Origin of the sequence: Duganella qianjiadongensis (assembly GCF_009857915.1) — a bacterium.
Taxonomy (GTDB): Bacteria; Pseudomonadota; Gammaproteobacteria; order Burkholderiales; family Burkholderiaceae_D; genus Rugamonas; species Rugamonas qianjiadongensis.
The window spans coordinates 398,230-419,175 of record NZ_WWCM01000001.1; the positions used below are offsets into that span (position 1 = coordinate 398,230).

20 protein-coding genes are annotated in these 20,946 nt (G+C 61.1%); 4 read left to right on the forward strand and 16 right to left on the reverse strand.

Annotated features, from left to right (window positions below; genetic code table 11):
* Window positions 1-39: 39 nt before the first annotated feature.
* Window positions 40-936 (forward strand): CPBP family intramembrane glutamic endopeptidase, encoded by an 897-nt coding sequence (locus GTP27_RS01825; RefSeq protein WP_229633302.1) that lies wholly within the window; start codon window positions 40-42, stop codon window positions 934-936.
* On the opposite strand, the gene phoR is transcribed toward GTP27_RS01825, so the two are convergent.
* The 7 genes from phoR to pstS form a co-directional block, all read right to left on the reverse strand.
* Entirely contained in the window at window positions 933-2,246 is a 1,314-nt protein-coding gene (phoR, locus tag GTP27_RS01830) for a phosphate regulon sensor histidine kinase PhoR (RefSeq protein WP_161037465.1), read from the reverse strand. The genes GTP27_RS01825 and phoR overlap by 4 nt on opposite strands.
* Before the next feature lie 13 nt (window positions 2,247-2,259).
* Entirely contained in the window at window positions 2,260-2,949 is a 690-nt protein-coding gene (locus GTP27_RS01835) for a response regulator (RefSeq protein WP_155433651.1), read from the reverse strand.
* 42 nt (window positions 2,950-2,991) lie between these two features.
* Window positions 2,992-3,705, reverse strand: coding sequence for a phosphate signaling complex protein PhoU (gene phoU, locus GTP27_RS01840; RefSeq protein ID WP_161037466.1), 714 nt, complete (start codon window positions 3,703-3,705; stop codon window positions 2,992-2,994).
* Window positions 3,706-3,742: 37 nt separating this feature from the next.
* Window positions 3,743-4,561, reverse strand: coding sequence for a phosphate ABC transporter ATP-binding protein PstB (gene pstB, locus GTP27_RS01845; RefSeq protein ID WP_229633303.1), 819 nt, complete (start codon window positions 4,559-4,561; stop codon window positions 3,743-3,745).
* Between the two features lie 20 nt (window positions 4,562-4,581).
* The gene (gene pstA / locus GTP27_RS01850) at window positions 4,582-5,439 is read right to left on the reverse strand and encodes a phosphate ABC transporter permease PstA (RefSeq protein WP_161037467.1); all 858 of its coding nucleotides are present in this window, start codon (window positions 5,437-5,439) and stop codon (window positions 4,582-4,584) included.
* The gene (gene pstC / locus GTP27_RS01855; RefSeq protein ID WP_202416478.1) at window positions 5,436-6,422 is read right to left on the reverse strand and encodes a phosphate ABC transporter permease subunit PstC; all 987 of its coding nucleotides are present in this window, start codon (window positions 6,420-6,422) and stop codon (window positions 5,436-5,438) included. Before pstC ends, pstA begins: the two co-directional genes overlap by 4 nt.
* A 144-nt stretch (window positions 6,423-6,566) precedes the next feature.
* Window positions 6,567-7,613, reverse strand: coding sequence for a phosphate ABC transporter substrate-binding protein PstS (gene pstS / locus GTP27_RS01860; protein WP_161037469.1), 1,047 nt, complete (start codon window positions 7,611-7,613; stop codon window positions 6,567-6,569).
* A gap of 301 nt (window positions 7,614-7,914) precedes the next feature.
* On the opposite strand from pstS, the gene ppk1 reads away from it, so the two are divergent.
* On the forward strand, window positions 7,915-10,011 hold the full coding sequence (ppk1, locus tag GTP27_RS01865; protein ID WP_161037470.1) for a polyphosphate kinase 1: 2,097 nt from the start codon (window positions 7,915-7,917) through the stop codon (window positions 10,009-10,011).
* Between the two features lies 1 nt (window position 10,012).
* The gene (sixA, locus tag GTP27_RS01870) at window positions 10,013-10,480 is read left to right on the forward strand and encodes a phosphohistidine phosphatase SixA (RefSeq protein ID WP_161037471.1); all 468 of its coding nucleotides are present in this window, start codon (window positions 10,013-10,015) and stop codon (window positions 10,478-10,480) included.
* Window positions 10,481-10,795: 315 nt separating this feature from the next.
* Here the strand turns inward: sixA and GTP27_RS01875 are convergent, their stop codons facing one another.
* From GTP27_RS01875 to alr, 5 genes are all read right to left on the reverse strand, one after another.
* Window positions 10,796-11,896, reverse strand: a complete 1,101-nt coding sequence (locus GTP27_RS01875; RefSeq protein WP_161037472.1) for a polyamine ABC transporter substrate-binding protein — start codon at window positions 11,894-11,896, stop codon at window positions 10,796-10,798.
* 113 nt (window positions 11,897-12,009) lie between these two features.
* Window positions 12,010-13,383: a flagellar filament capping protein FliD gene (gene fliD / locus GTP27_RS01880; protein ID WP_161037473.1), complete on the reverse strand. Its 1,374-nt coding sequence runs from the start codon at window positions 13,381-13,383 to the stop codon at window positions 12,010-12,012.
* Window positions 13,384-13,495: 112 nt separating this feature from the next.
* The gene (locus GTP27_RS01885; protein ID WP_229633304.1) at window positions 13,496-13,765 is read right to left on the reverse strand and encodes a PilZ domain-containing protein; all 270 of its coding nucleotides are present in this window, start codon (window positions 13,763-13,765) and stop codon (window positions 13,496-13,498) included.
* A gap of 153 nt (window positions 13,766-13,918) precedes the next feature.
* A complete protein-coding gene (gene radA, locus GTP27_RS01890) occupies window positions 13,919-15,295 on the reverse strand; it encodes a DNA repair protein RadA (RefSeq protein WP_161037474.1) in 1,377 nt (458 codons plus the stop codon).
* Window positions 15,296-15,297: 2 nt separating this feature from the next.
* Entirely contained in the window at window positions 15,298-16,392 is a 1,095-nt protein-coding gene (gene alr / locus GTP27_RS01895; protein WP_161037475.1) for an alanine racemase, read from the reverse strand.
* 128 nt (window positions 16,393-16,520) lie between these two features.
* On the opposite strand from alr, the gene lplT reads away from it, so the two are divergent.
* Window positions 16,521-17,783: a lysophospholipid transporter LplT gene (gene lplT, locus GTP27_RS01900; RefSeq protein ID WP_161037476.1), complete on the forward strand. Its 1,263-nt coding sequence runs from the start codon at window positions 16,521-16,523 to the stop codon at window positions 17,781-17,783.
* A gap of 7 nt (window positions 17,784-17,790) precedes the next feature.
* Here the strand turns inward: lplT and GTP27_RS01905 are convergent, their stop codons facing one another.
* From GTP27_RS01905 to tsaB, 4 genes are read right to left on the reverse strand one after another with little or no spacing between them, the layout of a single operon-like run.
* Window positions 17,791-18,771, reverse strand: a complete 981-nt coding sequence (locus tag GTP27_RS01905; protein WP_371865877.1) for a DUF1853 family protein — start codon at window positions 18,769-18,771, stop codon at window positions 17,791-17,793.
* The gene (locus GTP27_RS01910) at window positions 18,764-19,699 is read right to left on the reverse strand and encodes a uracil-DNA glycosylase (protein WP_229633305.1); all 936 of its coding nucleotides are present in this window, start codon (window positions 19,697-19,699) and stop codon (window positions 18,764-18,766) included. Before GTP27_RS01910 ends, GTP27_RS01905 begins: the two co-directional genes overlap by 8 nt.
* Before the next feature lie 5 nt (window positions 19,700-19,704).
* The gene (gene rimI / locus GTP27_RS01915) at window positions 19,705-20,175 is read right to left on the reverse strand and encodes a ribosomal protein S18-alanine N-acetyltransferase (RefSeq protein WP_161037479.1); all 471 of its coding nucleotides are present in this window, start codon (window positions 20,173-20,175) and stop codon (window positions 19,705-19,707) included.
* The gene (gene tsaB, locus GTP27_RS01920; RefSeq protein ID WP_161037480.1) at window positions 20,172-20,885 is read right to left on the reverse strand and encodes a tRNA (adenosine(37)-N6)-threonylcarbamoyltransferase complex dimerization subunit type 1 TsaB; all 714 of its coding nucleotides are present in this window, start codon (window positions 20,883-20,885) and stop codon (window positions 20,172-20,174) included. The genes rimI and tsaB overlap by 4 nt, the downstream gene beginning before the upstream one ends.
* Window positions 20,886-20,946 lie beyond the last annotated feature (61 nt).

Genomic DNA, 20,946 nt, shown 5'->3' on the forward strand with positions numbered 1-20,946 from the left:
TAATGTTATGATCGGGAGCCGTACACCCTGCTCCCGTTTATGCTCGCTCTGATTACCGCCGCCCCGTATGCCCTGATCCTGATGAGCGCCGCAGGCGCCGTCTGGGGCCCTGCCATTTCCCTCTCGCCCCGCCTGCAGCTGCCGCGCTGGCTAATGCTGGCCGTGCTGGCACTGGGCTGGGCGTCCCTGCTGGGCGCTCTGCAGGTCGGCGGCTGGCTGGCACTGGCAACACTGCTGCTGGCCGCATGGGCTTACCAGCATGCTGCCCGGCGCACCCCGCGTCTGCTCGGCGGCCTGTGCACGCTGCTGCTGGCACTGGCGCTGGCCATGCACAAGGTGCCGGGCTTCGTGAATCCCGTGCTGCTCAAGGGCGTGCTGGTATCAGCGGACGCCATACCGTTCACCCAGTACGCCAATCTGGATAAGTCCTGCGTGGGACTGGTGCTGCTGGCACTGGTCAGCCAGCGCATCACCAGCATGGCGCAACTGCGGGCTGCCTTGCGCACTGCAGCGCCTATCGCTGCGCTGACCGTAGTGGCAGTCATGGCCGCTGCGCTGGCCAGCGGCTTGGTGCGGGTCGAGCCCAAACTGCCGGCCTATACGCTGCAGTTCGTGGTGGTCAATCTGTTCTTTACGGTGATAGCGGAAGAGACCTTCTTCCGTGGTCTGATACAGGGCCAGCTGGCGCGCTGGCTGGACCAGTGCTGGCCGCAGGCGCGCTGGTGCGGCCTGCTGGCGGTGCTGATCTCGGCCCTGCTGTTCGGCGCGGCCCATCTGGCCGGCGGTGCGACCTATGCCGCACTGGCAGCACTGGCCGGTCTGGGCTACGCCTATGCCTACCATGCCACGGGGCGCATCGAAGCGGCCATTGCCACCCATCTGTTGGTGAACACCGTGCACTTCATCGGTTTCACCTACCCCGCGCTGGCGGCTTAGTGCAGTTGCAGTTCGATCTGCGGCAATACCAGCGCCGTTTTCGGCATGCAGACGATGAAGGTGCTGCCCTTGCCGGATTCGGACTTGATCTGCAGCGTGCTGCTATGGCGCAGCAGCACGTGCTTGACGATGGCCAGCCCCAGACCCGTACCCTGGGTCTCGCGCGAGCGGCTCTTGTCGACGCGGTAGAACCGCTCGGTCAGACGCGAGATATGCTCGGTGCTGATGCCGATGCCGGTATCTTCCACCATGAACTTGGCGCCTGCATCCGAGGCCTTCCAGACCAGATGGATCTTGCCGCCCGCTGGCGTGTAGCGCACCGCATTCGACGCCAGATTGCCGAAGGCGCTATGCAGTTCTTCGTAGCTGCCCATAACGTCTGGCCCATCGATCACGATGCTAATCTCATGGCGTCCGGCCGACAGCGCTTCGGCATCGCGCTGCACCTGCTCCACCAGCCGCTTCACATCCACCCGCTCGGCGCGCAGCGGATAATCCACTGATTCGAGGCGCGACAGCGTCAGCATGTCTTCGATCAGGTGCTGCATGCGGTGACCCTGCTCCGTCATCAGCTTGAGGTGGGCACTGCGGGTGGCCGCATCGAGTCCTTCCGAAGCGGCGATTTCGAGGAAGCCCACGATCACCGTCAGCGGCGTGCGCAGTTCGTGCGAAGCGTTGGCGATAAAGTCGCGCCGCATTTCCTCGATGCGCTCGGCCTCCGTCACATCGTGCGTCACCAGAATCTGGCGGCGGTTTTCGAACGGGATAATCTGCACGATCAGCTTGCGGTCGCGGAAGCTGATGGTCAGCGGCTGGTCATAGCGGCCAAGGATGATGTAATCCATGAAATCGGGATTGCGCACCAGATTGGTCACCCGCATGCCCTTGTCGCGCTCATGGGTCAGGCCCAGATGTTTTTCCGCCGCAGGGTTGCACCATTCGAGGAACAGTACATCGTCCATGATCACCACGCCGTCCGGCAGCAGATGCATGGCCTGACGGAAGCGCGCCAGCCACTCGGTCAGCTCGGCCTGATTTTTCTCGTCCTCGCGCCGCATCTTGTAAAGACGCGAGAAGATGCTGGTCCACGCGCCCCAGCCATCGGGCAGCTTGGCGCTTTGCGGATCATCGAGCCAGCTACTGAGCTGGAACAGATAGGAGAGCTGCACGAACACCATCACGATCATGGCGGCCAGCGCCAGCACCAGCCCTTCCATCCAGCCGAACAGCCAGCCCAGCAAAGCACACACGCCCAGTATGATGGCGCTGCGCAGCGCCGCCGGCACCCAGAACAGCAACTTGGGATTCATCCGTCTCTGCTTTCTATTTTTCCGACAGCATGTAGCCTACGCTACGCACCGTCTTGATCAAATGCTCGGCTTCCTTCAGGGCTTTACGCAGGCGCAGCACATGCACATCCACCGTGCGCTCTTCGATCACCACATGGTCGCCCCAGACCTTATCGAGCAGCTGGCTGCGCGAGAACACGCGCTCGGGATGGGCCAGCAGGAACTTCAGCAGCTTGTACTCGGCGTGGCCGATATCGATCTTCTGCTGGTCCATCATCACCGTGCAGCTGACCGGATCGAGCACCACATTGGCAGCCCGCATGGTGGCCTGTGCATGTTCCGGCGCTTTGCGCCGCAGCAGCGCCTTGGCGCGGGCCAGCAGCTCGCGCGGCGAGAACGGCTTGGTGATGTAGTCATCGGCGCCGTTATTCAGGCCGGCCAGCTTGTCTTCTTCCATGCTTTTTGCCGTCAGCATGATGACAGGGATTTCATTGAAGTGGCGGTCGGCGCGGATGCGCGTCAGCAGGCGCAGGCCGGTCTGGTCCGGCAGCATCCAGTCCAGCAGTATCAGTTGCGGCGTACGGGTCTGCAGGAAATCCCACGCTTCGCCGCAGCTTTGAACCGCGACGCAGTTCCACCCTGCTTCGCGCAGGGAGAAGGTCACCAGTTCCACAATCGCCGGCTCATCCTCGACGATCAGAATGGTAGTTTTATCAGATGCCATAGCTCTTTATTTTATTTTAATTGTGCCGTTCGTTGCGGCAGATTACTCCGCCTGCTCGGGGGCGCTGTTTTCGATCTGTGCTGCCTTGGTGTGGCGGATATCCTTGCCATCGACCACGTAGATCACATATTCCGCGATATTCTTGGCGTGATCGCCTATCCGTTCGATCGCCTTGGCCACCCACAGCGTATCGAGCGCTGCCGAAATGGTACGGGGATCTTCCATCATGAAGGTAATCAGATTACGCATGATGGAGCGGAATTCATGATCGATCACGGCATCCTGGGCGATCAGCTGCAAGGCGCGCTTGCCGTCGTTGCGGGCAAATGCATCAAGCGCATCGTGCAGCATGTCGCTGGCGTTGGTGGCGATGCCGCGCACCATTTCGTAGTGGCTCACCGTGACGGCGCCGCGTGCATGCAGGGCCTTGGCGATGCGGGCGATCTTGGTGGCTTCGTCGCCGATGCGCTCCAGATCGGTAATCACCTTGATGGTGGCCATGATGGTGCGCAGATCGTTGGCCGCCGGCTGACGGCGCACGATCAGATGGCTGCAGGCGTCGTCCAGCGACACTTCCAGCTGGTTGACGGCGTCGTCTTCGCGCATCACGCGGTCAGCCCGCTCGGGGTTGCCGATGCGGAAGCAGGTCATGGCGTCGAGGAACTGGGTCTCGACGATGCCGCCCATCAGCAATACCTTGGAGCGGATGGACTCTAATTCGTTGTCGTACTGTTTGGATGAATGCTCACCGATCATGCTGCTCTCCGTAATCGTGTGGATATTATAAGGTTGATCAGCCGAAACGGCCGGTGATGTAGTCCTGCGTCTCTTTGCGGGCAGGATTCATGAAAATCTGGTCCGTCTCGCCGAACTCCACCAGCTCGCCCAGATACATATACGCCGTGTAATCCGAGCAGCGCGCTGCCTGCTGCATATTGTGGGTGACGATGGCGATGGTGTAATCGCCTTTCAGTTCGCTGATCAGCTCTTCCACCTTCGAAGTCGAAATCGGGTCCAGCGCCGAAGTCGGCTCATCCAGCAGCAGCACGTCCGGTTTCACGGCCACGCCGCGGGCGATGCACAGACGCTGCTGCTGACCGCCGGACAGCGACAGGCCGCTCTTGCCCAGCTTGTCTTTCACTTCAGTCCACAGCGCAGCTTTTTTCAGCGCCCATTCCACCCGCTCGTCCATCTCGCCTTTCGACAGGTCTTCGTACAGACGCACGCCGAAAGCGATGTTGTCGTAGATCGACATGGGGAACGGGGTCGGTTTCTGGAACACCATGCCGACCTTGGCGCGCAGCATGTTGACGTCCTGATTACCTTCCAGGATGTTATTGCCACGATACAGGATGGCACCTTCGGCGCGCTGGCCCGGATACAGGTCGTACATGCGGTTCAGGGTACGCAGCAGGGTCGATTTGCCGCAGCCCGACGGGCCGATGAAGGCCGTTACCTGTTTCTCGTGGATATCGAGATTGACGTTATGCAGGCTCTGGCTCTTACCGTAGAAGAAGTTCAGGCCTTTGATTTCAATGATTTTCGACTTGCCGTTCACGGCTGCGCTATTCTGGCTGGCTACCACGTTCTCTGCACTCAGTTGGGTATTCATGGATTATTCGCTCTATCAGATTAATTCGGTTGTTTCTGGCTAAACACGGTACGCGACAGGATGTTCAGCGCCAGCACGCTGAACGTCACCAGCAGGGCGCCGCCCCAGGCCAGTTCACGCCAGTTGTCATAAGGGCTCATGGCGAAGCCGTAGATCACCACCGGCAGATTGGCCATAGGCGCATTCATATCGGCGCTGAAGAACTGGTTGTTCAGGGCGGTGAACAGCAACGGCGCCGTTTCGCCCGAAATCCGCGCCACCGCCAGCAGCACGCCCGTGATCACCCCGGCTTTGACGGCACGCAGACGCACCATCAGCGCCACTTTCCAGCGCGGTGCGCCCAGCGCGAACGCGGCTTCCAGCAGGCTGTTAGGCACCAGTCGCAGCATATTGTCGGTGGTGCGCACCACCACCGGCACGGCGATCAGGGCCAGTGCGATGGAGCCCGCGTAGCCCGAGTAGTGCTTGGCCGTCGCCACATACATGGCCCAGACGAACATGCCGATCACGATGGACGGTGCCGACAGCATGATGTCGGTGACGAAGCGGGTCAGGTTGGCCACCTTGTTCTCTTCGCCGTATTCGGCCAGATAGATACCGGCCAGTATGCCGATCGGGGTGCTGATCAGGGTAGACAGGCTGACGATCATCACCGTGCCGAAAATGGCATTCATCAGGCCACCGCCTTCGCTGCCCGGCGCCGGCGTGGTCTGGGTGAACATATTCACGCTCAGCGCGCCGAAGCCTTTCACGATCAGCGTAATCAGTATCCAAGCCAGCACCAGCAGGCCGATCGACATGGCGCCCACCGACAGCGCAATGCCGATGCGGTGAGTCAGCAGGCGCTTGCGGTACACCGGATTCATAACTTGCTTCATTTGACGCCTTCCTTGCGAGACATGCCAGCCAGCATCAGCTTGGCGGCGGACAGAACGATAAAGGTGATCACGAACAGGATCAGTGCCAGCGCAAACAGCGACGAGGTATGCAGCGGCGTATCCGATTCGGCAAATTCATTGGCCAGCGTGGACGCGATCGAGTTCCCGGCCGCGAACAGCGACCACGACAGCTTGTTGGCGTTACCGATCACAAAGGTCACCGCCATGGTTTCGCCCAGCGCGCGGCCCAGCCCCAGCATCACACCGCCCACCACGCCGGTCTTGGTGTAAGGCAGCACGATCTTGCGCACCACTTCCCAGCGCGTGCAGCCGAGACCGTAGGCCGATTCTTTCAGCACGGCGGGCACGATTTCGAACACATCGCGCATCACCGAGGAAATGAAAGGAATGATCATCACGGCCAGAATCAGGGCGGCGGTCAGGATACCGATGCCCATGGTGGGACCGGCGAAGAACTGGCCGATAATCGGCAGCGGGCCCAGCACGCTCTTCAGCAGCGGCTGCACATAGTCGCCGAACAGGGGCGCGAATACGAACAGGCCCCACATGCCGTAGATGATGGACGGAATGCCGGCCAGCAGTTCCACTGCCGTCCCCAGCGGGCGACGCAGTCCGGCCGGGCAGATTTCAGTCAGGAACAGGGCAATGCCGAAGCTGACCGGGAAAGCGATCAGCAGCGCAATGCCGGAGGTGGCCAGCGTGCCGACGATGGCGATCGCCGCGCCGTACTGGTCATTGACCGGGTCCCACTCCACCGTGGTGATGAAACGGGGGCCGAACTCCTTGAAAGCCGGCCAGGCGCCCACCATCAGCGAGACGATAATCCCCAGCAGCACCGCCAGCACGGATAGTGCAAACAGCATGGTGGTTTTGTGGAAGAAGAAATCCTGTATGCGCTGCTTGCGCATGGTGCGATGCATGGCGCGCTGTGCTGCATCATCGGTGGTGGTGGCTATTGCCATCTGGACTGGCTCGTTAGTATTCAAGGGCGTGGAAGTGATGTCAGCACTCATATAGTGATCTCGTCGATGGAAGCTAGCCTGCGCCACCCGGACGGGAAGCGCAGGCTAACCCCCTCGCCGCCGCAGCAGCGAGGGGACTACAGATTAGTAGATTGCTTTACCCGAAGCGTCTTTCAGGTTGGCTTTCCATGCGTCCTGCACCTGTTTCACCACGGCTGGTGGCAGTGGCACGTAGTCCAGTTCAACTGCAGCAGCGCCGCCGTTCTTGAAGGCCCAGTCGAAGAACTTGATGACTTCCTTGCCTTTGTTCGCGTCAGCCTGCGCTTTGTGCATCAGGATGAAGGACACACCGGTGATAGGCCACGAGTTTTTACCAGCCTGGTCGGTCAGTACCACGCCGAAGCCCGGGGTTTTGGTCCATTCGGCATTGGCAGCAGCGGCTTTGAAAAAGTCGTCGTCAGGCTGCAGGTAGTTGCCATCCTTGTTTTTCAGCTGGGTGTGCGACATCTTGTTTTTCTTGGCATAAGCCCACTCGACGTAGCCGATCGAACCCTTGATACGCTGTACGTTGGCAGCAACGCCTTCGTTGCCTTTACCGCCTACGCCGACCACCCATTTCACTGCGGTGCCGGCACCGATCTGGGTTTTGAAGGCAGGGCTGGTTTTCGACAGGTAGTCGGTGAACAGGAAGGAAGTGCCCGAACCGTCAGCGCGGTGTACCACGGTGATTTCGCCGGCAGGGATTTTCACGCCAGGGTTCAGCGCAGCGATTTCCGGGGCATTCCAGTTGGTGATCTTGCCCAGATAGATGTCGGCAACGACCGGGCCGGTCAGCTTCAGCTGGCCAGGGGCCACGCCGTCCAGATTGACCACGGTAACCACGCCACCCATGATGGCCGGGAACTGCATCAGGCCTTCGGCGTCCAGTTCTTCGGCTTTCAGCGGCATGTCGGATGCGCCGAAGTCCACGGTTTTGGCTTTGATCTGCTTGATGCCGGCGCCCGAGCCGACGGACTGGTAGTTCAGACCGTTACCGGTGCTGGCTTTGTACGCTTCCGCCCATTTCGCATAGATAGGGTATGGGAAGGTTGCGCCGGCGCCGGTCATATCGGCGGCGTGAGCAGCGGACGAGAATGCCATTACAGCAGCCGCGCCAACTACCAGAGAGGAAAACAAGTGTTTCAGTCGCATATCAAGTCCTTTGTTATGACGGGTTAGGATGCTGCGCAGTCTAACCAGCGTTTGTGACAGCTTTATGACATGAACAAAAAATCCTGAAATTTCCCACTAGCCGACTGGAATAGACCCCGCACACTATGAGAAGTTCATCCGGATAGGACTAATATGACAGAGAGTGCTGTCATATTTCGCGCTTTATGACAGGCTTTTATGACAGCTTCTGTCACGGACTTGTCATATTTGCTGCTTACACTGTTACAACATTTACGTCATCTGGCGTAGAATGCCATAATTGCAAGGTGAATAAAAAGACATGAAGCCCGATCTGTCCGCTGATATTAGCAAGACCTCCGCCTTCCTCGACCGGGAAATTTCGCAACTGATGTTCAACCGGCGTGTGCTGGCGCAAGCCGAAGACCGCGCCATCCCCCTGCTGGAACGGCTGCGCTATTTATGTATCGCCAGCAGCAACCTCGACGAGTTCTTCGAAGTACGGGTGGCCAGCCTGCTGGCGGCCGGCACCATAGACGGCACCCTGTCCAACCACCCTGCTCTGGTCGCCACGCTCAACCGCATCAGCGACGAATGCCACGCACTGGTCGAGCACCAGTACGAAATCCTCAATCAGGAAGTGCTGCCGCAGCTGGCCGAAGCGGGCGTGCATCTGGTGCGCCACAATGAGCGCAATGCAGCCCAGCGGGCCTGGGTCAAGGAATATTTCGACAATGAAGTCCGTCCCCTGCTCACCCCTATCGGCCTCGATCCGGCCCACCCCTTCCCGCAGGTGGTCAACAAGAGCCTGAACTTTATCGTCTCGCTGTCCGGCAAAGATGCCTTCGGGCGCGGCACCGCCATCGCGATTGTCAAGGCGCCGCGTGTACTGCCTAGGATTATCCGCCTGCCCGACCACCTGTCGGACCATGGCGGCATATCGTTCTGCCTGCTGTCCTCGGTCATCCACGCCCACATTTCCGACCTGTTTGCCGGCCGCGAAGTGCTGGCCTATTCGCAGTTCCGCGTCACCCGCGACAGCGACCTGTGGGTAGATGAAGACGAAGTGAAAAATCTGCGTCAGGCCCTGAAGGGCGAGCTGCAGGGCCGTCAGTTCGGCAAATCGGTGCGGCTGGAAGTGGCCATGAACTGTCCGCCCGAACTGTCGCAATTCCTGCTCAACCAGTTCGGCCTTGACCAGAGCCGGCTGTATGCGGTGAACGGCCCGGTAAATCTGGTACGGCTGACGGAAATTACCGATCATGTCAACGAACCGGCGCTGCGCTTCCCGCCCTTCATCCCCGGCAATGCGCGCAAAAATGCCAACCTCGATATTTTTGCCGAACTGCGCCAGCACGACATTCTGCTGCACCACCCCTACCAGACTTTCCAGACCGTTATCGATTTCATCCGCAGTGCCGCCACCGATCCCCATGTGGTGGCCATCAAGCAGACCATCTACCGCACCGGCATGAACTCGGACCTGATGGAATCGCTGATACTGGCGGCCCAGCAGGGCAAGGAAGTCACCGTCATCGTCGAACTCAAGGCCCGCTTCGACGAAGAAGCCAATATTAACTGGGCCGACAAGCTGGAACAGGCCGGCGCGCAAGTGGTGTATGGCGTGGTGGGCCTGAAAACCCATGCCAAGGTAGCGCTGGTGATCCGCCGCGAAGGCCAGAAACTGCGCTACTACGCCCACCTCGGCACGGGCAACTACCACCCCAGCACCACCAAGTTCTACACCGACTTCGGCCTGCTCACCTGCCACGACGGCATTGCGCGCGAAGTCAACGAAGTGTTCATCCACCTGACCAGCCTGACCAAGCCGCACCGCCTGTCGCACCTGTGGCTGGCGCCGTTTGCGCTGCAGAACGAAATCATCAAGGCGATCCGCAATGAAGCACGCATCGCGCGCGCGGGACGGCCGGCGCGAATTATTGTTAAAATCAATGCACTGGTCGACGAATCGGTGATCCGCGCGCTGTATGCTGCTTCCAAGGACGGCGTGAAGATCGATCTGATCGTGCGCGGTGCCTGCACCCTGAAACCGGGCGTGCCCGGCCTGTCGGAAAACATCCGCGTGCGCTCCATCATAGGCCGCTTCCTCGAACATAGCCGGATCTATTATTTCCGCAACGATCTGGCACACGACATCCTGCTGGCCAGCGCCGACTGGATGAGCCGTAATCTGTTCCGCCGTATCGAAGTGGCTTTCCCTGTGCTGGATAAGCATCTGAAACGGCGGGTGCTGGCGGAAGGACTCAACCCTTATCTCAAGGACAACACTAATGCGTGGGAACTGGAACCTAGCGGCCACTACCAGCGCCGCAAACCGCGCGCCAAGCAGTCGCCCCTGAGCGCACAGCAGCACCTGATGGCAACGCTGGGTACACCCAGCCCGCAACTGGAGGAGTGAAATGGACTTGATCCTGTGGCGCCATGCGGAAGCGGAAGAGCAGCAGGCGGGCATGGCCGATCTGGAACGCGCACTGACCGGCAAAGGCCAGAAGCAGGCGCGCCGCATGGGCCAGTGGCTGGGCTCGCAACTACCCGATAGCTGCAAGGTACTGGTCAGCCCGGCCGTGCGTACCCTGCAGACGGCCGAAGCGCTGGGGCGCAAATTCCGCATCCACAATGATCTGGCGCCGGGCGCCGATCCGGTCGACATCCTGAAAGCGGCCAACTGGCCCGGCAACAAGGATTCCGTGCTGGTGGTGGGCCATCAGCCCACGCTGGGACAGGTGGCGGCGCTGCTGATGACGGGCGAAGATATGGACTGGGAAATGCGCAAGGCCAGCGCGTGGTGGTTCTGCCAGCGCGAGGCGGGCGATGCGGCCAGCCTGTATCTGAAAGCCGTCATGGCGGCTGATCTGGTCATGAAATAAGAGCGGACTGAGCTAGCGCAAATACCGCTTACGCCAGCCTTGTAAATCGGCAATTGGCTGCTAGAGTGAAAGCGTATCAACCAGAGGGAGGATCGCATGTTCACCTTGCTCACCATGGGTATCTTCGGCGGAATGATAGCCCTAGTCGTATATGAAATTATCGTTGAAACGCGCGGCAGCAAACACAAACTGATGGACCGCTATCACGAATAGCCCGGACGGCCATGAGCCAGACAGGCGCCTGCAGCAGATCGCTGCCGGCGCCTTTGTTTTTTTTGCGCTGCAGCCGTGGCTGCAGCGCAGCTTGGCTGCTGATTACATGCCGGTCTTGAACTTGGTGTAGAGACGGGTAATGTTGCGGCGGATATCCGCCGGCACGGCTTCGGGCGCGGCCATGCGCTGCTTGTCCGCATCGGTCAGGAACACCGTATGGTTGCCCGCGATATCCTTGCGCACAAACTTCACGCTGGCCGAGTTCGGGTTGGCATAGAACACCTTGTTGGTCAGGCTGGCATGCACTTCCGGACGCATGATGTAGTTCATCCACAGGTGGGCATTGTTCGGGTGCGGTGCATCAGCCGGAATCGCCATGGTATCGAACACCAGTGCCGCCGAAGTCTTAGGCACCAGCACTTCGATCACATTGCCGTTTTTAGCATCGATGGCACGCTGGCGCGCAATATTGATGTCGCCCGACCAGCCCAGCGCCACGCAGACGGCGCCGTTGGCCATGTCATTGATATAACCGGACGAACTGAACAGAGTTACGTAAGGACGGATGGATTGCAGCAGCTTGCCCGCTTCCGCGTAGTCGGCGGCATTTTTCGAATAGGCCGGTTTGCCCAGATAGATCAGCGCGGCCGGCAGTACTTCGGACGGCGAATCGAGGAAGGATACGCCGCATGATTTCAGCTTGGCTGCATATTTCGGGTTGAAGATCAGGTCCCAGGCATTGTCCGGCATGGGCATGCCGCCCAGCGCCGCCTTGACCTTGTTCACATTGATGCCCACCGTGGTGTAGCCCCACAGCCAGTCGATCAGGTATTCATTGTTCGGATCGATGCTGGCCAGCTTGGCCTGGATGGCAGGATCCATGTTTTTCAGATTGCTCAGCTTGCTCTTGTCGAGCTTGCGCAGCAGCTTGGCATCGATCTGCAGGCGCGCCCATTGCGCCGTCGGCACCACGATGTCATAGCCCGATTTGCCAGCAGTCAACTTCGAATTCAGAATCTCGTTGTTATCGAACAGGTCATAGCGCACCTTGATACCGGTTTCCTTCTCGAAATTCTTCACGGTATCGTCGGCGATGTAGTCCGACCAGTTGTAGATATTGAGGACTTTTTCCTCCTGCGCCTGCACGGCACCTGCCATCAGACCGGCTGCCAGCATCAGACCGCCAACGAACTTCCCTGCCATAACACCTCCGAAATAGGAAACGATCACTAGCCCGCATGATCGGGCATAGCTGGCAGGGATGCAAGGAATTCTGTAGAAAAAAGCGCCTAAAGCGGCTCCTGTCGCGTGCCGGCTCAGCCCAGCATATCGAACAGCGTACCGGCGCTGCCGGAACTGCCGTTGATGGCCGAGCCCGATCCCGTCTGGGCCTGCGCCGTGTACAGCGCGGCCAGTGCCGTGGCCTGTGCCGTCAGCGCCTTGCTCAGGCTGCTCCGTTTGGCCGTAATGCTGGTAATTTCCTTGCTCACCAGCGTAGTTTCACGCTTCAGCGCGCTGCTGTCGCCGCTCAGACTACCGGCCTGCGCTGCCAGCAGATCGGCCAGCCCGCGCCCATCATTGGTAAACAGTTTGCTCAGGGCGCCGGCATCGCTAGTCAGGGCCGCCTGCAGTTTTTTATCATCGAGCACCAGATTGCCATTGCTATCCTGCCCCAGCCCGGCAGCCGCCAGTGCCGATTGCGACACCCCGCCGCCCGACTTGATCAGCGTGCTGAACTGGCTGAGCGTCTGATTGAGCGCCGTATCGCCTTTCAGATCACCCTTCTGCAATGCCTGCAGCTTCTTGTTCAGTTCGTTGTAGGCCGAAACAAAGGATTTCAGATTGCTACCGATCTGGCTGGCATCCTGGGTCACCGTCACATCCGTCTTACCGGTACCGGTCAGTTTGAGCGTCAGTCCGGCGATAGCCTTGTCCAGCGTATTGCTGGCACTGGTGAGCTGCTTGCCGTTCACCGTCAGCACGGCGTCGCTGGCGGCGGCGCCCTGCTTGAGCTTCTGGGTGCCGTCAGGATCGAAACTGAGCAGACTCTTTAGTGCAGCATCGCCGGAAACGCTGATGCGCATGCTGTTGGCCGCACCGCTGGCGCCGTTCAGGGCCAGCGCGTATTTACCATCCTCGTCCTTGACGACTTGGGCATCCACTCCCGCTGCCTTGAGCGCCGCGGCGATGCCGGCGAGCGTGTTATTGCTGCTATCGATGGTGATGCTCTTGCTGGCCGTGCTGCCATTGAGGGTAAAACCTTTGCTGTCGGCCGTACCGAAATCGATTTTTACGGTGCTCAGGGCACCGCTGCCCAGTTTGCTATCGGCGGCAGCGAACGCATCGCTGGTCAGAAACTGGCCTTGCGCCAGCTGCTTGATATCGAGCGCATAAGTACCGGCCTTGGCCGCCCCGCTGCTGCTGGCCGTCAGCACGGATTTGCTCGACACGCTGGCACTGGTGCTCAGGCCGCCACCGGACAGGCTGCCCGCCAGCGTCTGGAAGGCCGACAGAGCGCTCTTCAGCTGCCCCAGACCCGACAGTTTGGTCTGATCGGCCTTGAGCGCGGCATTGAGCTTGGTCGCTGCCCCGTTCTGGGCCGACATGGTCTTCTGGACGCGGTTGTAGACGTCCGTCGATAGCGTGGAACTGCCGCTGGTGGTAGCAGTATTAATAGAAGAGGTAGCCATGGTGCAGTCCGATCAGAATTACTTACATAGTATGCAACATGATAGAACTTTTAAACCGCCGAGCAGACCCGCGAATCAGGCTCTGCTCCGGCGACTGGCCCGCCCTCCTGCCCTAGCGCATGTATTTGGCGACGGCCGCCGTGACCGCAGCATCAGGATTGACGAAATGGAAGCCGATCTTGAACTGGTCACCGCTGAATATGCAGTGGCTGACTTTGCAGCGGCAGGTCAGCACCTGCGCCTTGCCGTCGAGGAAAATCTCGTACATCATCTGGCCCGTCTGGCCCGGTTGCAGCTTGTGGTCTGACTCCAGTGACAAGCCCTGCGGGCTGATATCGATGGTGCGGCCCTGAAAAGGCGGCATACCGTCCATTGCCACCATTACTTTTGCTCTCAGAATCTTACGCGGCACAGCTCGTTGATCGGCTAACAATTTACTATCCTTTGGACTAATACTTGGCCGCTTTTTATGCGGCAAACCATGCTTTTTGGTGCTATTTCTGGCTCATAGACGAGCAGCCATAACAATACAGGTTTACTGGATTTCGCGCAGCTTGGTAAAGGCGTCGTCGATGCGGTCGACGGCAAGGATGGTCATGCCTTCGATAGCCTGCTTGGGCGCATTCGAGCTGGGGATCATGGCGATCGAAAAGCCCAGCTTGGCCGCTTCGCGCAAGCGCTCCTGACCGCGCGGCGCCGGACGGATTTCACCGGCCAGCCCCACCTCGCCGAACACCACAAAGCCGCGCGGCAGAGGCTTGTTGCGCATCGACGAATTAATCGCCAGCAGCACCGCCAGATCGGCCGCCGGTTCGGTAATCTTCACCCCGCCCACGGCGTTGATGAACACATCCTGATCGAAAGCGGCAATACCGGCATGGCGGTGCAGCACAGCCAGCAGCATGGCCAGCCGGTTCTGTTCCAGCCCCACCGACAGGCGGCGCGCATTGGGTTGGTGGCTGGCATCGACCAGCGCCTGGATTTCCACCAGCAGCGGACGGGTGCCTTCCTGCGTCACCATCACGCAGGAACCGGGCACCTGATTGTCATGCTGGGACAGGAACAGGGCCGACGGGTTGGATACGCCTTTGAGTCCCTTTTCCGTCATGGCGAACACGCCCAGTTCATTGACCGCGCCGAAACGGTTCTTGATAGCGCGCACCAGGCGGAAGCTGGAATGGCTATCGCCCTCGAAATACAGCACTGTATCGACGATGTGTTCAAGCACGCGCGGCCCGGCCAGCGCGCCTTCCTTGGTGACGTGGCCTACCAGTATCATGGTGATGCCGGTCTGCTTGGCCACGCGGGTGAGCTGGGCGGCACACTCGCGCACCTGCGCCACCGAGCCGGGCGCAGAGCTGAGCGCATCCGAATACAGCGTCTGGATAGAATCGATGACCGCCACTTCCGGTTTCAGCTCGGCCAGCGTCGCCTGAATTTTCTCCAGCTGGATTTCGGCCTGCAGCTTGAGCTCGCGCGCATCGATGGCCAGCCGCTTGGCACGCAGGGCGATCTGCGCCCCCGACTCCTCGCCACTTACATACAGCACTTTCTTCAGTTGCGAGACATTGGCCAGTGCCTGCAGCAGCAGGGTGGATTTGCCGATGCCGGGGTCGCCGCCGATCAGCACCACCCCGCCCGCCACCAGACCGCCGCCGAGCACGCGATCGAATTCCTCGATGCCGGTGCCGAAACGGGGCACATCGATGGCGTCGATATCGGCCAGCGACAGCACCGGCGCCGTCTGCGCCAGCGACTGATGCTGCGGCTGCGAGTAGCGGTTATTGCCTGCGCTCTCGACGACGGTTTCCAGCATGCTGTTCCACTGCTGGCAGGAACTGCACTGCCCGGTCCATTTATTCGCCACGGCGCCGCATTCGCTGCAGGTGTACTGGGTTTTCGCCTTGGCCATGGCTAGCCTTCCACCACCGGCACGCGGGGCGCCAGCGCGCACATCAGCTCATAGCCTATGGTACCGGCGGCCGTTGCCACCTCGTCGATAGGATTGCCGCGGCCCCATAGCACCACCTTGCTGCCCACCCTGGCCTGCGGCAGATGGGTCAGATCCACCGTCAGCATATCCATCGACACCCGCCCTATCAGACGGGTGCGCACGCCGTCCACCAGCACGGGCGTGCCCAGCGGCGCGTGGCGCGGGTAGCCGTCCGCATAGCCGCAAGCCACCACGCCGATGCGCATATTCCCTTCGGCCTGGAAACGGCTGCCATAGCCTACCAGCTCGCCATCCGCGATATCCTGCACGCCGATAATTTCGCTACTCAGCGTCATGGCGGGCTGCAGGCCGAACTGTTCTGCCGTGGCACCACCCGGCGTGCCGCCGTACAGCATGATGCCGGGACGTATCCAGTCATTGCGCAGGGTTTTCTGGTGCAGCAGCACGCCGGCCGAATTGGACAGGCTGCGCGCGCCCTCCAGCCCGGCCGTGCCGGCCTCGAAGCGGCGGATCTGCTCGGCGATAGGCAGCAGCGGGTGCGCGGTATCGTCGGCATTGGCAAAGTGGGTCATCATGGTGATGCTGGCCACGCAGGAAATCGCGCTCAGGCGGGCATGGGCCGCAGCAAAGGCTTGCGGCATGAAACCGAGCCGGTTCATGCCGCTATTCATTTTCAGATGCAGATCAAATCGCACGCCGCGCGCCGACAAGTCTTGCTGCGCCGCTTCCAGCCAGGCCAGCTGCTCGTTGCAATGCACGGCGGCCTGTATATTGTGCTCGGCCATGGTGGCGATATCCTGCGGGTCGAAGAAACCTTCCAGCAGCAGGATAGGCTTGGTCCAGCCCAGTTCGCGCAGCCTGACCGCGTAATCCACCTCCACCAGCGCCAGTCCGTCCGCGTCGGCGAAGCCGCGCATGGCCCGTTCCAGTCCATGGCCATAGCCGTTGGCCTTGAGCACGCCCCAGGCGCGCGCACCGGGCGACTGGGCTTTGGCCAGTGCCAGATTATGTTTCAGGGAATCAACGTGGATGGTAGCGAGTATAGGCCTAGGCATAATCACAGAACGCAAAATCGGAGAAGCCCGTATTTTACCGTGTGGCGCCTCTAACGCGCGGTGCAATTCTTGGGGATACGAACAAAGCATGGTATAAAGCAAGCCATATAAGTTTTCAGGCATCCAGTATGAAGCGTGGTTTCTACACCATCATGGCAGCGCAGTTCTTCTCGTCTCTGGCGGATAATGCGCTGCTGTTCGTCGCGATAGACTTGCTGGTAAGCATGAAGTCGCCAGCATGGATCACTCCCCTGCTCAAACTCTCGTTTACGCTGTTTTACGTGCTGTTAGCTGCATTTGTCGGCGCTTTTGCGGATTCCATGCCTAAGGGCAAGGTCATGTTCATCTCCAATCTGATCAAGGTTGCGGGCTGCTTACTGATCTTTGCCGACGTCCATCCCCTGCTCGCCTACGCGCTGGTCGGCTTCGGCGCAGCCGTCTACTCGCCTGCCAAATACGGCATTCTTACTGAATTACTTCCCGCAGAGAAACTTGTTGCCGCCAATGGCTGGGTGGAAGGTCTGACCGTGCTGTCGATCATTTTCGGCACCGTGCTGGGCGGCAAACTGGTGGGGGCACAGGTGTCCGGCTTCCTGCTGTCGTTCGACTTTCCCTTCATCGATACCGGCATCGATACGCCGCCCGAAGCAGCGCTATGCGTGGTGGTAACCATCTATGCGCTGGCAGCCCTGTTCAACACCCGCATTCCCGACACCGGTTGCGTGTACGGCCATCAGGAACGCAATCCTGTCAAACTGATCGGCGAATTCTCCAACTGCGTCGCCCTGCTGTGGAAAGACAAGCTGGGCCAGATTTCGCTGGCCGTGACCACGCTATTCTGGGGCGCTGCGCAGACCCTGCAATTCATCGTGCTGGAATGGGCCAACCGCACCCTGCATTTGACGTATGAACAATCGACCAGTCTGGTCGGAGTAGTCGCCATCGGGGTGGCGCTGGGCGCTGTGCTGTCGGCCCGCTTCATTGCCCTGCGCAAATCGCTGTCCGTGATCCCCATGGGCATCGCCATGGGCGTTATCGTGATGAGCATGACGCTGGTGACCTCGGTGAAAGTGGCCTACCCGCTGCTGATACTGGTGGGTCTGCTGGGCGGCTTCTTCCTCGTGCCGATGAACGCACTGCTGCAGCACCGCGGCCACGTGCTGATGAGCGCCGGCCATTCCATCGCCGTGCAGAACTTTAACGAGAACCTGTCCATACTGACCATGCTGGCCGTGTACTCGCTGATGCTGCGGGCCCACCTGAATCTGGATGTGATCATCGTGCTGTTCGGCCTGTTCCTCGCCGGTACCATGCTGTTCATCCTGCGCAAACATCAGGCCAACCAGCGCGAGTTCGATTCGATCGCCCTGATCGGCGAAGCCAAACACTGACGCTCGCTCAGACGGGCAGCGCCCCGCTCTGGCGACGCTGCCTGGCCTGCTCCGGCCAGGCGTCCGGCACCACAAAGCCGCGCCGCACTTCCACCAGACTATCCCCCTGCTCCGCCAGATGCGCCACCATCACGGGTGCGCGCGCCTGCGCCTGATGGTCGTCCAGCGCCAGCAGCAGTTCCGCCTTGCTCAGCACCAGGGACTGGCCCGCGCCGGACAGCGGCAGGCGCGCCGGTGCCAGCCATTGCAGGCGGGGCAGCAAGACAAACAAATCGCCCGGCAACTGCTGCGCCGCGCTGCGGCTCATCCAGTAGCCGTGGCAATGCGCGCCCGAGATGCCGCCCATGCAGGGCGCCACTTGCGGCGGATAGAACAGCCAGCCCTTGACCAGTGCCTGTGCGCTGGTGACCGGTGCAGGCAACAGAGCCTGCGCTGCCGGATGCGTGGCCAGCGTGAGCTGCTGCTGGAAAATCTTGCGCATCTTGGCACCCAGCGTATCGGCCAGATTGGGGCCGACCAGGCCACTGAAATCACTGCCAGCGCTGGCATCGAGCAGATAGAACTTAGTGGCAAATTCGAGGTGATGCAGACCGGCGCCGGCGCGCAGCAGAAAATCGAACTCCCCTACCGTGTCATTGCGGCTGGCGCGTACCTGCAAACCATGAGCGTGCAACTGCCCCTGGGCGGCAAAATAGAAAGCCATCAGCTGTTCGGCATATTTGCCGAGACGGGTTTGCCGATGCTGGCCCAGCGCCGCTTCCAGCGCCCCCGGCTGCTGGTCCAGCGCAGCCAGCCAGCCGGCAACTGCACTACCCACGGGGCCTAGCGTGGCGACCTGCCCCTGCCATTGCGGCGCAGCGCGATCGAGCAGATCGGGAGCATCGAGCAGCCATGCCAGTGCCCGCACATGGGGATGACGCAAATGCCCCCAGCGCTGCGCAAAGCCAGCCTGATAGGCATCGCCTTGCGCGGCGATAGGCTTAGTCACGCACCGACCTGGCAAGACACAGGTCGGCCCAGGCCTTGGCCTTGTCCTGCGGGCGTTGCAGCAGGTCGTCGGGATGGTAGGTGGCCACCACAGGCAGAGCGGCAGCGCCATAAGCCATGACCGATCCGCGGGCGGCGGCACCGAGCATGAACCCGCGCGCCGCCTGCTGGCCGAAAGTAATCGCCAGCGTGGCGCCGGTCAATGCCAGTTCGCGCTCCAGATACGGGCGGCAGGCTTGCAATTCCTGCCCGCCCGGTGCGCGATCCTGCCCCTGCGCGTCAACGGCGCGGCATTTGACCAGCGCAGTCAGATACACATCCTCCTGCACATCGAGATCTATGGCCTTAAGCATATTGCCGAGCAACTGGCCGGCATCGCCGGACACCAGTTCGGCAGCAGCTTCATCCTGTGCCGACGCTGCCGCAACCAGCGCAATCGTGGCTGCCGTGCGGCTGCCGCGGGCGACGACTGGCAGCCGACGGCTGGCGCACAGCGCGCAGCGCGTACAGTTGCGGATGGCGTTCTGCAGCGCCGGCCAGTCCAGTGCCGCGATGGCTGCGTCGGATAAGGGCATCGCCGTCGCTGCAAGCGGTTCAGCCGGCGGCGTTCCCTTGAGCTTGGGGGCTGCGAGGGGCGCAGGCACATCGTCAAACCACGACATGTCCTCCGCGCCAGCCGCAGGGGCAACCGGTGCTGGTGCCGGTGCCGGTGCCGGTGCCGGAGCATCGGTCGCGGCGAGAACGGGCGGTGCAGCAGGCACTGCTGCCGCCGCTTCCACTGGCGCTGGCATGTCAGCCGGCACAGCTTCCGCCGCAGCCTCAGGCTCGGCTGGCGCAGCCTCTTCCACATCCGCGGCTGGCCGCTGGCGCAACTGCCATTGCACGCCTATGCCCATCTCGTCGAGGAAAATGGCCGACCGTTTATCCATCGCGTTCATAGCAGGAAGCGCATCACCAGTGCGTCCTCACGTTGTCCGTTGGCGGCCGGATAATAGCCCTTGCGCCGGCCGATGTGTTTGAATCCGTAGCGTTCATAGATGTCCAGCGCCCGCGTATTCGAAGGCCGCACTTCCAGCAGCATGGATTCCATGCCCAGCCCGCGCGCACAGGCCACGGCCTGATTCAGCAGGAAACGCCCCAGCCCTTGGCCCTGCTGCTGCGCCGCCACGGCGACATTGAGCAGATGGGCCTCATCCACCACCGCCATGACCAGAAAATAGCCGAGCAGACTGCCGCTCTGGTCGCGCAGCACCCAGGCCTGATACTGGCTGCGCAGCGAATCTTCGAAATTAGCCAGCGTCCACGGGTGCGGATACACGCTCGCCTCCAGCGCTGCCACTTCCGGCAGATCGGCAGGCTGCATGGGCTCATACTGCAGCCGCGCCAGATCCCACACCGGTTTCACGCACCGCCCTCCGCAGCTTTGGCAGCGGCCATGGCAGCCCGCTCGGCCTGAGTGTAGGCGATCTTGTTGCGCAGGTAGAGCGGCTGGGCGTCGGCGGCCGCCACCGTCTGGCCAGCGGCAAAAGCCAGCGCTGCCAGCCGTGCGATCTGTTCGGCATGCGGCATGATATCGGCATACCCCTGCGCCAGCGCCGTGCCGGCATAGGCCTCGGCATAGGCCGACAGACCATTGCCGCAAGCGACAGGCGTGCCCTCGGGCTGCACGGCAGCCGGCGCCGACAGCACTGGTGCCAGCACGGTCTGCGGACCTGCCTGGTCACCAAAGCGGTACTGCGCCCAGTACACCTCGCCCATGCGGGCATCGAGCACGGTCAGCACATCCTGCGCGCCATGCTGCTGGTGGCAGGCCAGCGCCATGGCATCGAGCGTCACCACCGGCACGACTGGCAGCCTGGCGCCGAACGCCAGCCCCTGCGCCACGCCGCAGGCAGTGCGCACGCCAGTGAAGGAACCGGGTCCGGAACCATAGGTAATCGCATCGCAATCGCGCAGGGCAATGCCGGCTTCGGCCAGCAGCTCCTGTATCATCGGCAGCACCGACTGGGAATGGGTACGCACCCCGGACGAGACGCGGCTCAGCACCGACTCGCCGCGCAGCAGAGCGCAGGAAGCCAGTTCGGACGAAGTTTCAATGGCAAGAATAATAGGCATCCCCTATTTTAACCCGCCGAGCTAACCGGCGCGACCCCGCCCGGCCATGTAAAATACGCCT